Genomic DNA, 13007 nt, shown 5'->3' with positions numbered 1-13007 from the left:
TTAACAATATATCTCATCAATACATTAGAAAGTTACAGATAGACTTGAATAATAGACCTAAGAAATGTTTAAATTACTTGACACCTAATGAAGTACATTTTGGTATCTCTATAAACATTGAGAATACTATCTAGCATATTAAGACTCAATCAAACCCAAAAGCGTAACTTTGTTACTTGCTGGATATGATTTTGCTTAGGAGTATATATTCTATACTGAATAAATTTTATGTCAATTATTTTTTATAGATTTAATAACCAATAACTATCTGGATCAGATGGACAAAGATGTGGACCACATTCAACAAATACACTTATTGTATTGGCAAGAGTTAAAGCTAGTATCAAGAATATTGCTACTTTAGTGAATAGACTTAAATTTTTCTTTTTATCTTCATTTGGAGTAAAGAATCCACAAATAGTCGCATATATTATGAAAATAATACTTACAATAAAATTCCAAGTATACATGTGTAATGAAAATACTGCATCTCCATAATTTCCAGTACCTGGAGCAATATGTAAAAGTATTTGTGTCATCGCCATTGCAGCATTTAAAATAGCTACTAATGTTACGAACAAATAGTTCTTATATTTATTACCATGCGACAAGTTTAGTAGTAATCCAAAAGTTAATAAGCTCAGTGACATTCTTTGGAACACACATAAGGCACACGGGTAGCTCTTGGAAATAAAGTTGATAATAAAAAGCCATTGCTAATACAACACTTATACCAATAATAGCTATAGAGTCGAATAAGTCTAAAATATTATCTTTCATAGCTAGCCCCTTAAAGTTGAATATTTATATATCGAATTGTATGAGGAATAAATACTACTAGTAATAATCCCAAAGACACAAGGAAAAGGGTGATAGCTAACTTATGCTTATTTGTTATTGCAAATATTAAGCTAAGAAATGTTGTTAGAAAGATTAAAAATATCATATTGTCAAACTTTATAAATACTGATATTAACGAGTATAGTCAAAATTTAACTATAAGTGAAATCGAAATTTCTAAATTATATTATAAGTAAAATTAATATTATTATGAATAAGCACACTTAGGGCTATTCAGAATTCATAAATTTAGAGATAAGAAAGGAGGAGAAAAATATAAACTACCAAATAACCCTAAGTAAAAAACTTTTTAGTATAGTGAAAAATTTTTCTTGAATTTATTGGCTCCCCGAGACGGACTTGAACCGCCGGCCAATTGATTAACAGTCAACTGCTCTACCGACTGAGCTATCGGGGAACTTGTGAGGTATTATATTGCTGTTTTGTGATGCTGTCAACATTATTTTTAGTTTTTTTAGAAAAATATGATGTTTTATCATGTTTATATGAATTTGTGTGTGTGATAACATATCATAAGTTTCAAAACATCATATATTTAAAATAGTAATAGTTAGTATGGAAAATCAAGTTATACAAAGACAGCAAAAATTAGTTGAAGAATTATCTTTCTTTGAAGATTGGGAAGATAAGTATGATTATGTCATATCGTTGGGTAAGCAATTACCAGAGTTTCCTCAAAATAAAAAAACTGAGGAGAATTTGGTTAAAGGCTGTCAATCCCAAGTCTGGTTCGACAGCAGTATAAAAGATGGTGAGTTACATTTTATAGCTACTAGTGATGCATTGATTGTTTCAGGGTTGATTGGAATGCTACTAAGAGTATATAGTGAAGCAACTCCAGCAGATATACTTAATTCAGATACTGGTTTTATTAAGGAAATTGGTTTTGGCAATAATTTGAGCTCTACAAGAGCTAATGGTTTAAAGTCAATGCTTGACTATATCTATGCAACTGCACAAGAAAACCAGTAAATGAAAATATTAGTTTGTCGTCCTAAGGATGATGCTGATAAGCTTTCACAATTACTAAGATCTAAAGGGTATACAGCTACGAGTCTACCATGTATTAATATAGATTACATTAGAATAGCAAGTTCAGTACTGGGTTATACAAATTATATATTTACTAGTAAATATGCTGTTGAAAGTTTATTTGCTCAATATAATTCTGAATTGTTTCATGATAAAAAACTCTACAGTGTAGGTCAAAGCACCGCAAAAACTCTAAAAAAATATGGTTTAGATGCTATATATCCACACGATCATGGTTCACAAGAGCTTTTGAAGCTAATCTTGGAAGAAGATGTTTCTGATGATAGTTTTGCGGTTATCTCTGGGGTTTCTGGAAATGAACTGCTTGTCAAAGAAATATCGCAACTAACAAAGTGCGATAAATTTGAAACTTATCAGAGAGTTTTTGAGAGTGTTGCTACGCTTAGCCAAGCGTATTTAAAATTCATTGATGATGGTATAAATCCTGATGTTATTGTTACCACAAGTATCGATATTTTTAAGTCTTTGAATAGAATTTTTGGCGAAATAGTAGCTCCTACAGCTGCAATTGTTACCATAACAAGCCCAAAAATGCTAAAATTAGTTAATGAACAAGGCTTCAAAAATACTTTGAAGCTTGAGAAATTAGATAATAACTGTATCTATCAAAAAATACGAGAATATATTGAGGCTAAGAAATGTCACAGGAAAAAAATATTCAGCAAGAGCAAACCAATAGCACTAATGATAATGTTGCTCAGGAGTCAAATTTAAATAAGAACAAAACGTCATTTAATATCTTTTCTAAAGCGAGCATTGTTGTATCTTTAGTAGCTCTTGGTTTAGCTAGTTATTCTGTTATTGATTTTGAAAGAGGTGATAATAAACTTGGTGCTAATGATCAAGCTTTAACTATCTTACAAAATCAACTTGAATCACTTAAATCAATACAGGCTGAACAAAAAGAGACAATAAAAGATCTAGGTGCTCAAAATGATTTTTTGACAGAGAGCCTTAAAGCTACACAGTCTCAGATTACAACATTAGGCAATCAAGTAGCAGTTCCAACTAAGGATTTGTATCTGCAGATGAGTATAGTTAATATTCAGTCGGCTATCAACTACTTAGTATTAGCTAAAGATGTGGCAATTTTTGATGGTAATGCACAAAAGGCTAATGAACTGGTTGATAGTGCATTTGATAAAATAGAGGTTAGTGGGGTTGCAAATATAAGTGTTAGTGAGCGTCAGAAAGTAAAAGATTCGATAAGAAAGTCTCTTTCAAGAAGTGATGTCATCAAGCAGTTTGCTTCTATTCAACAGCAGTTTGGTAAGCTTAGATATATCACTCCTGAGAATGCTTCTATGGAGGCTAATACATCTTCTCAAAATAATTATATGAAAATTTTAAATTCTGTAGTTGAAATACAAAATATACCAGAGAATCAGACTCTTGTTGCAACTAATCAAGCTAAACAAGCTGTTGCAAGTAATTTGTATAACTCATTGATACAGCTACAGAGTGCTATGTATAGTAATGATCAAGATAGCATTGATCAAGCTAAAGATAACCTGATCAATATTGTCGATCGATACTTTGTGCAAGATAGCAATGCAAAAGAGTTGAAGACGAGTATAGAAAATATTAGATCGCAAAATCTTGATGATATAAATAGTAGTTTAGATAAGGTGATTAATCAGTTATCTGAGCAGCAAAATAAACTTTTAGTAAAAGAATCGAACTTGGCTAAAACTAATATAAGTATACAAGGAAGTGATAAATGATAAGGATTTTCAAGCTTATAATAGTTGTTGTTCTAGCTACTTTGATTGGTGTATGGGCAACTAAAAACCATGGATATATCATGTTAGTGATGGCTGATAAAGCTATCAAAGTAAACTTAGTTGCCTTTGTATTTGTGGTTTTTATACTATTATTCGTATTAGTTTTTGGCTTTAGGGTAATTAAGTTAAGTTTTCAACTTCCATATTTATTATTTAATTGGTTTATTGGTCTATTTACGGTTGATAAACAGGAGAGATTTACAGATTTGCTTGCTGATATGGTTTTGGAAAATAATAGACTAACTAGTAAGCTAAGTATTTTAAATATTTCTAAAATATCTCCAAGACATTTTAAAGAGTATATGCTTTTTAAAAAGATTTGTATGATTGCGAACAGCAAAGATATTAAAGAATTGGATAAAGCTCTTAAACAGATTAATAATAATACAAATGTGTATAAATTTTTTGAGGTATATAAGCTTTATCTTGTACAGAAGTTCTCAGAAGCACGTGCTAAAGTGACTGTACTTTTAGAGAAAAATAATTATAGATTTTTACCTAATATTGCAAATTTGTCTGCAAGTATCGCTTTAGCTGATGAGGATGATGTGTTTGCTCTCAAAATTTTAGAAAAATATGATGTTTATCTAAAACAGGACTTGGGTGAAAGATTAATTATCTTGGCACTAAGAAAAGCAAAAGATGTTGATAAACTATCAGATATATATAATAAAGCAGAAACAACTAATACAATAAGTAGAGTATATCTAGAGCAGCTTGTTGACTTTGAAGAAATGGTGTTGGCTGAGAAGTTTGCTAAGAAGCAATTAGCTGCAACCAATATTATGCCAGAAATGCTAAAAATTTACGTCAATGCGTTTAGCATACCGGTGGCTAAATTATCTGAAAAAGTTCTTACTAGAACTAACCATGATTATAATAGTATCCTTATGTTACTAGAACTCGCTGTAGTTAAGTCAGATAATTATAGTTTTAAAATGGCTTATGATTATATTGAAAGGCATACTAAGGAATTACTGACTATCACACAACTAGAAAGATATCATCATATATTGTGTAAGTTTTTTATAAAAAATGGTGATGTGGCTGGTGTAGATATCTCAGCAACAAAGTTAGTTTATCAAAATAACTAAAAGGTATATTTAGATGCAAGTTAAAAGATGGTTTTTGAATAACAACTTAAGAAATTATCAATATTTATTATATGATGAGAATTATGCTATTGTCATAGATCCTCTTAAAGCAGATATATTTGATGAATTTATCAAACAAAATACTTTAAAGCTTGAGGCAATACTTATTACACATAGGCATGGCGATCATATTGCTGGAGTTAAGAAATTGCTTGAGATCTATCCTGATGCTTTGGTGTATGCTTATGCAGATAATGAGCTTTTTAAGCCAAATATTTATGTTGCTGATGGTGATTTTATAGATTTCGGTTTTACAAACTGTAAGGTAATGTATACTCCAGGACATATAGATGATCATGTATGTTTCTTGTTTGAGAAAGAGAAGGCTCTTTTCTGTGGAGATACATTGTTTAATGCTGGTGTTGGTGGTGTACATGCGATTTCGGCTGATGTAAATCAGCTGTATGATTCAGTAGTCAAAATTTCTAGTTTAGATGGAGACATAAAGGCATATCCAGCTCATGACTATTGGCAAAGCAATCTTGATTTTGCACTTAGTATACTGCCTAATGATGAATCTTTTAATTATTATAGAAATCAAGTTGCAGAGCTTGCGGCTGAACATAAGCCGGTTGTGAATTTAGCAGAGGAGAGTAAGCTTAATATTTTTATTAGATCTATAAGTGATAAGTCTTTATTACAGGCGTTACCTGAATATCGATTTGGTAGAGAAATGTTTGCTAAGCTTAGAGAGTTAAAGAATAACTTTTAAAGTGGTTTAATTTTTAGGATTTTTATCGTTGGTTGAGTCTTTCGGATCGTTTGTGGATTTACTTTTTGAATCTTTTTTAGTATCTGTAGGTTCTATTTTTGTACGACTAATTTCACGTGGGAAACCACCGTTTAATCCAATTCTCTGAAGTTTGATTATATCCGGAGCCATGGCGCGCTTGCTATCATAAGGTCCAATATACATTCTAATCCAGTTACCTACGCGCTGGAACTGTGGGTTAAGACCATCTTCTTTCATTTTTTTGACATACCAAGAGGCTTCATCCATATTTCTAAATGAAGCTATCTGATATATGTATGTATATTTGTACTGCGCTCTTTGTGCATCAGGTTGAACATCAACTTCTACACTATCATGCTTAAGACTGTTGTAGAATGTAAATACCATTTTTCCGCCACTACCATTTTCAGAGAAGTCTGGTTTTTGATCACTATTTGTCGCATCGGTTTGGGTACTATCATCTTTATTATCTTGAGTTTCTGCTGAATTATTACTTTGATCAACTTGTAGCTCAGCTTTTGCTTTTTCTTCTTCAGCTTTAATTTTTTTTAGATGTTTGTTTATAAGTTTAGATGCTACAGCTATTACCAATAAGCATACTACAGCTGCAATTACTATTTTTTTCTTTTTAGAGCCTGTAGGCTTTTGTAGTTCTTGGGGATTTTCTTTTGTTGTTTTTTTAGGTATATCTAATCTTGATAGATCTTTCATAAGTGTAATTTTTTTTAATAAATCTATTAAACTTTGCTAAGTGTTTAATATCATAATGTTATACTAAAGAAAGATTATAATTAATACTTGGGTAAATATATAGAGTTTTGTTGTTAGTTGTAAGAAAAATAGCAGTTTATTGAAATAATTAAGTATGATGATTGCTGAAAACTAATGAATGAACATTATATTTGATTCCTAAGGTATGTGGTAAGTTTTGGAGTGGATTTCGGCTTACTTTAGCTTATAAATTAGATTAAAAACTTTTAAAAAAAAGAGGATATCAAATGCGTTTGCAGAAAAAAATATTATTGACATCGTTATGTTTAGCTACTTTTGCAACAACAAATTTATATGCAACAACAGCAACTGGAGCTACTAAGTTAACTAGTCAAGAGAAGCATGACAACAATGAGATGCTTATTAGTAATTTAGATTCGCTATTTCCATATCCTACAAAAATAACAGTAGGTAGTGTTTCTCAGGATAAAAGTGGTAGTCTAGTAGCAACTGATATTATGATAATAAGTAATGATCCGAAAAATCCAAATATCAGTATTAATAAAGCTACATTTGCAGGCTTAAAGGCTGGACAAACAGTTAAAAATAATTTTAACATTAAAATCGAAGGCTTAAGTATAGCAAATTTAGCTACGGCAGTTGCTAATAGTAATGTAGTTAGCTCAAATACAGATCCAAAAGATCTTGCAAATAATCAAGGTTTATTTGCTATTATGATGAATACTGTTGGTCAAGCAATATACAACCTTGATATTAACTATGACTATAGCAACAGTACTATCAGTTTTGCATTAAACTCGACTATAGGTAAAAAGACATTTATAAAAACAAATGCTAAATTAAAAGATATAGACTTGTCTGGAACTAGTGTTGATATGGACTTCTTAGCAGCATTGATGACAGAGTGTATGAACTCGAAGATACAAAATCTTAGTTTCGATGCAAACTTTTCAGAAGTTTTAAAAGAAATAACAGATAAATATTTAGGAAAAGAGTACAAGCAAGATCCAATATTAGATTTTAATGGTGAATTAGGTAAGAAATCTGGAGAGTTAACATTAAACTTTGATGGAAAGTTAGGTGCTAATAATTATGGTAAATATAATATCGTGATTGATGGCGTAGACTTAAATGATAGTACTATCAATCAAATCATTGATGGTACAAGTAAAACTTTAGATAATGCTTATGTTAAGTCAAATACCGCTGACTCAAAAATTCAGCTTAACTTCCAAAAGGATTTTTTCCCTGAGAAATCACCAATAAGAGAGGTTTTTTCAATACTTGATACTAATACTATTAATATAAAAATTAATTCAGACCGTCAGTTTAAGAATAATAAATATAATACTAACTTTGATATACAGGTAGAAGGGCTAGTAAGTTTGAATGGTAGTGCTGAAGCTATGGTAAATGACAAATTAAGCTTATTACCATATCTAGGCGTGGGTGCACAAGATCAAAAAGATTTATATGATTGTAATAATGAACTATGTCTAAAAAATGTAAATGTTACATTTGCTAACTATGGTCTACTTGAAAAAATAGCTAGGCTTGCAAATCAAGATCCGAATACGACTCCTCAGCAAGTATTAGGCTCATATGGAGCATTGTTACAGCTTTTTGCAGTGCAACAACAAGATAAATTCTTACAGCAGGTATTGTCATCTTTTGCAATGTTTTTGCAGAATCCTAAGAATATAAGTATCCATGCTAAGGCAAATAAGCCCATTAATGAGATGGCTCTATTAAATATGTTGGCTAATGATGCTAAAACTCTAAAAAGAAATAATCCTATCAAAAATAATGGTAATGTTGATTTAAGTAAGAGTCCTGATGTTAAACTTATAAATAATATTCAAAATCTCTTCAAGATTAGTTTTGATGTTAATCAGAACTAAAAATTAATATTTCTTGAAAATTAAAGCTATATCTCTATTGACAACTTTTGAAAATAAGGTAATATATCACCCTATAAAGCGGGAATAGCTCAGTGGTAGAGCACAACCTTGCCAAGGTTGGGGTCGCGAGTTCGAGCCTCGTTTCCCGCTCCATACTCTTAGGTTTGTGTGGCTGAGTAGCAAAATGGTTATGCAGAGGCCTGCAAAGCCTTGGACGCCGGTTCGATTCCGGCCTCAGCCTCCACTAACTGCCCGGGTGGTGAAATTGGTAGACACAAGGGACTTAAAATCCCTCGGAGCTTAACCTCCGTGCCGGTTCGATTCCGGCCCCGGGCACCATTTATTACTTTCTTATAGTTTCATTAAATACTTACATAATCTACTTTTACAAATTTATGGTTCCATATGGTTTTATGTAAGGTTATTAAAGACTTGTGTTTAGAGTTATAAGACTTTTGAATTTTGTTTTTGATAACTGCACATGATAACTATGAAAATGATATAATATCAAAAACTCCTAACATTAAAAGAGTTAATAACTCTACCAATTATTACTGCATCAGTTGGTGATTTGATTTCATCATTATTTTGAAATTTTGAGTTTAGTGGCATCAAATATAAGCGGTTATTATCTTTATATAATAGTTTAACTGTAGCTCCATCTAGCTCCTTTGACACGAGATTTTGCAATTATATTCTAGATTTGAATCCGATAGAGAATAAATGTTCTAAGAAAAACCATGTACCAAAAAACATAAATGTTCTATGGGACAATATTATACGTACTAATTTAGCAATAAGATATACTATATCGACTTTGAATCACTAGCTCGTGATATTGAGCTATCAGGTGATATCACAACCTTTGAAGTTGATAATCAAGTAGCTGTTTTTATATATTAGGATAGTTTTTCCCATGCATCTTTCCCATATATTCCTGTAGGTATGTAGACTTTTTGGCTGCATAAAGCAGACTCTGGACCGATTTTACATTTATATGTGAAATTATTGAGTGATACTACCGTCCCTCCTTTATAATCTTGGATATTATATGGATATTTATAATCAATATTTGTTTGAAGATTTTTTTCAGACATCTTGAGAGAGTTTGGATCAACTAAATCATTAGTTATATCGTTCCAAGCTAGATACCCATTTTGATTAGCCATGCTATATTTAGAGTCATTGCAAAGTTTCTGTTTTCCTTGAATACAACTAAATTTTTTATTATTGTATGTAACTATTTGATTATTTTTGTAGTTTCTTATATTTTTTGGATATTCAGGAGTATTATCCTCACTTGATTTTTTTCTTTTTTTCTTCTCGAGATAGCTTAGTTCTCTCCATGCTAGATCGGCTAAAGTCCCTGTAGGAATATATTGAAGATTATTACATAGAGGTAATTCTAAATTAGAAAGACACATATATTTTTTTCCTCGGAATTCAATTGTCGTGTTTTCATTATAGGTACCAATGTTATTAGGATAATGAATTATATCTGGATCAATATTTTGAGCTAAGTCAAAACTATTATTTAATGCTATTTTTTTCTTTGTTTTATCCAATATATAGGATCTATTACTAGGTAGCTGTATATTTATGAGTGTATCTAATATGTTTGCGGTGTTTTGTGAATTCCAAATAGTAAATCCTGCAAAAGATCCATCATGATCTTTTATAAGAGATACTACTTTATTGATATCTATATTGGTTGGAATATATGTTGTATCTTTAAAAGATGGAATCATAAATACAAGTTTATCAGCAGGTAACTTAAAAGGCTTATCGACATGATATTTTGGTAAATTTGCATCATATCCTTCTTGTGTAGTTAAAGCCCAAGCAAGAGAAGCTATAAATTTGTCATATCCTTCTAGAGGTGAAATTTGTAGATACTGATCATTCTTATCTTTATAAAAACTAAGTATGCTATCATCAGATTTATCTGTATAGGTGTTCATAAAGATATAATCTATATTATAAGCACCAATATTATTAAGTAACTCTACAGCTATGATTTGTAAAAATGTTATCTTTACCATTCTTTGTTAATGGGGCTACTATATAATCCCATTTGGGAGAAAAAGTTAGCCAGAGATTTGTATTTTTGTATTTAATAGGTGTTATCAAGTTCTTAATTTTTTCTGCTGCAATATAAGAATCTTTTTCATCACTAGGGATAGAAGAGTCATCTAAATCAAAATTTATTCCATCAAAGCCGTATTCTTGTACGATCTCTCGTATGCTCTCTAAATTTATTTTTTCCAGTTTATTTTTGAATTATCTGCTTTAATATTTATTAGTATATATTTTCCTTTTTGTTTCATATAGTTGATAAACGTTTTTAGTTCTTCTTGGTTGTGTTTTCGATTCCCTTTTGTATTTTTAAAAGATAGATCAAACTTATCTTTATCTTCTCTATAGATTATATCTCCAATAATTAACATATTATATTTACAAATCTCAGGATATTGGTCACAGTACTCTTTGTTCTTGGGCATTTTAAAACTTATTGTTTAGTTGATTTAATTTATCATTGGGCAGAAGTGTTAAAAAACCAGCTATGATTGAACCTTTTATTCTAGCGTTTCTTGAGGAGCAAATATTTTTATAAATACAGCTAGTTAATCCTTTTGCAAAAGATCCAGGCGTATAAGTATGATCTCCGTAATAACTAGGCGTATATTCAGTATTTAATGTCCAACCTCCAATGCCGCCAAAGTTGGGTTTGAATTTTAACTTATCTATTTGAGGTATAATTAATCTATTGCTTCAGGAGTTGTTAAAGTTTTCGAAGCATAGCCATAAGGGTGGTAAATAGAATTAATATTAGCATCTATAGCATTTGTTGGTTCAATTATTAGTATTTTTGTTTTTAGTGGTATTTTTGTTTTTCCTATAATTTTTTCATAGCTTTGGGATATGAAATCGGGATTATATGCCCCTGGAGAGTCATATTCTTGTAAAAATATATAATCAATATTACCATTATTGATTGCCTGGTCATAGTCATAGCTATTTCCACAAGTTACAAGCTTATAATCTTTAATTTTAGCATTTATTGAAACAATAATATTTGAATCTATTTGTTTAATCTTGTTCGAAAGCTTATCTATTAGTTCTGGTGAAGTATATTTCCTTAGATTGAATACAATACCATCAATATTATTTTTTTTCTAAAAAAATATAATATTTTTGGCTAAATTATTTATTTGAGCATTAGACATATCTTTGCCTAAAATTTCAGGATCTTGACCATCTTTATTAATGTTTGGATGAAAAGTATTTTTTGACCCACCGAAAGATAGCAATACTTTCATGCCGAGCTTTTTAGCTTGGTGTATTTTATCTAAAATATGATACTCCCTTGTATCATTATTTTGATAAAAACTAATTTTTGATTCAGATACATAAGCATCTGATATTACAATTGTATTGTAACCATCATCTTTAACTTTTTGGATATTGATTTTTAAGGTAGAGAAAAAATCTTCAATATTTAAGAAACCTACTAACATACGTTTTGATAGTAGGCTATTAATATATATGTTTGCATTATTTGAACCTTTTGTTGTTGCAAAGGTAAGAGATATACAAAAAATAAATAAGAAAAACTTTATAAAGGGATTATATGTCATATTTTTCATGATGCCTCTCAGTTTACAAAAGAATATAAGATTGCTTTAAATTCTAGATATACATTTAAATAAGGGGAATATAAGATTTTTATTGGTAGTAATAATTAATTTAAGAGATATTCCGATCTTATTGAACTATTACAATGTCTTCATCTTCATTTTGCGCTTGATATTGATACTTTTGCTCTTCAGTTTGTTGTTTATCTTCAGCAATTGATCGTTTTTTACCATTATTTAAGATTGTTAAAAGTTTTTCATAGTCTTTTGAATTTAGCTTTTCATAATCTATACCATTAATGATTGCATCAATCAAGATTGCAACATATCTGCCATAGTCTGTTTGAAGTGGAGCTTGGATATTTAAGTTTTGTAAAGACAATTCAATGCTGTAGTAAGCGCTATTTAATGACGTGAAGTCAGTATCATCATGCTCGGTTTCTATCATATGTGCGATCGATGTTTTATTATGTCTAAGATCATCTCGTATTTCATTTAATAGTTTAATATCGGACTCATTAGCAGCATGAGACATTAGCAAGTCAACTATTTTAAGATCAATCTTCTTCTTATTATTATCTATATTTACTATGCTAGATTGTATTCTCAATGTTTATAGAGATACCAAAATGTACTTCATTAGGTGTCAAGTAATTTAAACATTTCTTAGGTCTATTATTCAAGTCTATCTGTAACTTTCTAATGTATTGATGAGATATATTGTTAAAGTTAGTACCTTTAGGTATAAATTGTCTGATATACCTATTCATGTTTTCATTAGTACCTCTTTGCCAAGGACTGTATGGATCAGCAAAGAATACTTTGATGCCAGTCTTGCTAGTTAGCTTCTTATGTTTAGCAAACTCTTTACCATTATCAAATGTAGCTGTTAATATTTTATGACCATTAGATACTTTGTACAATATTCTATTGATTGAATTAGCTGTTCTATCTATAGACTTGGCTAAAATAGTAAATCTGCTAGCTCTATCGACCATTGTTACAATAGCACTTTTATGGTCTTTACCAACAATAGTGTCACCTTCAAAGTGATAAAGATTTTTTCTATTAGCACTGCTAGGTCTTTCAGAAATACTCGCTCTATCCTTTATCTTAACTTGTTTAGAGTCACCTTCTTTTTTGTATTTATATTG

General features: G+C 30.2%; 11 protein-coding genes, 4 tRNA genes and 4 pseudogenes. 11 read left to right on the top strand and 8 right to left on the bottom strand.

Features of this window, described 5'->3' with window-relative positions; genetic code table 11:
* Window positions 1-134 (top strand): annotated as a pseudogene (locus F8C69_RS11390) (IS30 family transposase); the annotation flags it as partial.
* Between the two features lie 108 nt (window positions 135-242).
* Here the strand turns inward: F8C69_RS11390 and F8C69_RS05145 are convergent.
* Both F8C69_RS05145 and F8C69_RS05140 read right to left on the bottom strand, forming a co-directional pair.
* A pseudogene (locus F8C69_RS05145) lies at window positions 243-780 on the bottom strand (disulfide bond formation protein B).
* 402 nt (window positions 781-1182) lie between these two features.
* A tRNA-Asn gene (locus F8C69_RS05140) sits at window positions 1183-1258 on the bottom strand.
* 158 nt (window positions 1259-1416) lie between these two features.
* On the opposite strand from F8C69_RS05140, the gene F8C69_RS05135 reads away from it, so the two are divergent.
* Genes F8C69_RS05135 through F8C69_RS05115 form a run of 5 tightly spaced genes read left to right on the top strand, consistent with a single transcriptional unit; the run spans window position 1417 to window position 5564 of the window.
* Complete coding sequence (locus F8C69_RS05135) at window positions 1417-1833, top strand: SufE family protein (RefSeq protein ID WP_159184441.1); 417 nt, start codon at window positions 1417-1419, stop codon at window positions 1831-1833.
* Complete coding sequence (locus tag F8C69_RS05130) at window positions 1834-2628, top strand: uroporphyrinogen-III synthase (RefSeq protein ID WP_159184440.1); 795 nt, start codon at window positions 1834-1836, stop codon at window positions 2626-2628. It abuts the gene before it with no gap.
* The gene (locus F8C69_RS05125; protein ID WP_159184439.1) at window positions 2553-3638 is read left to right on the top strand and encodes a hypothetical protein; all 1086 of its coding nucleotides are present in this window, start codon (window positions 2553-2555) and stop codon (window positions 3636-3638) included. The genes F8C69_RS05130 and F8C69_RS05125 overlap by 76 nt, the downstream gene beginning before the upstream one ends.
* Window positions 3635-4792, top strand: a complete 1158-nt coding sequence (locus F8C69_RS05120) for a heme biosynthesis protein HemY (protein WP_159184438.1) — start codon at window positions 3635-3637, stop codon at window positions 4790-4792. Before F8C69_RS05125 ends, F8C69_RS05120 begins: the two co-directional genes overlap by 4 nt.
* A gap of 13 nt (window positions 4793-4805) precedes the next feature.
* A complete protein-coding gene (locus tag F8C69_RS05115; RefSeq protein ID WP_159184437.1) occupies window positions 4806-5564 on the top strand; it encodes an MBL fold metallo-hydrolase in 759 nt (252 codons plus the stop codon).
* A gap of 6 nt (window positions 5565-5570) precedes the next feature.
* Here the strand turns inward: F8C69_RS05115 and F8C69_RS05110 are convergent, their stop codons facing one another.
* Window positions 5571-6296: an SPOR domain-containing protein gene (locus tag F8C69_RS05110; RefSeq protein WP_159184436.1), complete on the bottom strand. Its 726-nt coding sequence runs from the start codon at window positions 6294-6296 to the stop codon at window positions 5571-5573.
* A 287-nt stretch (window positions 6297-6583) separates the two neighbouring features.
* On the opposite strand from F8C69_RS05110, the gene F8C69_RS05105 reads away from it, so the two are divergent.
* The 4 genes from F8C69_RS05105 (at window position 6584) to F8C69_RS05090 (ending at window position 8557) form a co-directional block, all read left to right on the top strand.
* Entirely contained in the window at window positions 6584-8218 is a 1635-nt protein-coding gene (locus F8C69_RS05105) for a hypothetical protein (protein ID WP_159184435.1), read from the top strand.
* Between the two features lie 78 nt (window positions 8219-8296).
* Window positions 8297-8371, top strand: a tRNA-Gly gene (locus F8C69_RS05100).
* 17 nt (window positions 8372-8388) lie between these two features.
* Window positions 8389-8462, top strand: a tRNA-Cys gene (locus F8C69_RS05095).
* A 6-nt stretch (window positions 8463-8468) separates the two neighbouring features.
* Window positions 8469-8557, top strand: a tRNA-Leu gene (locus tag F8C69_RS05090).
* A gap of 168 nt (window positions 8558-8725) precedes the next feature.
* Here the strand turns inward: F8C69_RS05090 and F8C69_RS05085 are convergent.
* Window positions 8726-8887, bottom strand: a pseudogene (locus F8C69_RS05085) (LexA family protein); the annotation flags it as partial.
* 135 nt (window positions 8888-9022) lie between these two features.
* Here F8C69_RS05085 and F8C69_RS10590 point away from each other — a divergent pair.
* Window positions 9023-9121: pseudogene (locus F8C69_RS10590) on the top strand (antirestriction protein ArdA); the annotation flags it as partial.
* Here the strand turns inward: F8C69_RS10590 and F8C69_RS05075 are convergent.
* The 4 genes from F8C69_RS05075 to F8C69_RS05060 all read right to left on the bottom strand — a co-directional run.
* Window positions 9118-10260, bottom strand: coding sequence for a glycoside hydrolase family 18 protein (locus F8C69_RS05075; RefSeq protein ID WP_159184434.1), 1143 nt, complete (start codon window positions 10258-10260; stop codon window positions 9118-9120). The pseudogene F8C69_RS10590 and the gene F8C69_RS05075 overlap by 4 nt on opposite strands.
* 1134 nt (window positions 10261-11394) lie before the next feature.
* Entirely contained in the window at window positions 11395-11856 is a 462-nt protein-coding gene (locus F8C69_RS05070; protein WP_159184433.1) for a hypothetical protein, read from the bottom strand.
* Window positions 11857-11983: 127 nt separating this feature from the next.
* The gene (locus F8C69_RS05065) at window positions 11984-12463 is read right to left on the bottom strand and encodes a hypothetical protein (RefSeq protein WP_159184432.1); all 480 of its coding nucleotides are present in this window, start codon (window positions 12461-12463) and stop codon (window positions 11984-11986) included.
* Window positions 12447-13007 (bottom strand): IS30 family transposase (locus F8C69_RS05060; RefSeq protein WP_159183759.1); only part of this gene is annotated, 561 nt, incomplete at its 5' end. The genes F8C69_RS05065 and F8C69_RS05060, both read right to left, overlap by 17 nt.

Source organism: Francisella noatunensis subsp. noatunensis, assembly GCF_009823375.1.
Classification (GTDB): domain Bacteria; phylum Pseudomonadota; class Gammaproteobacteria; order Francisellales; family Francisellaceae; genus Francisella; species Francisella noatunensis.
The sequence above is the reverse complement of the archived record's forward strand: the minus strand, read 5'-3'. Positions and strand labels throughout refer to the sequence as shown.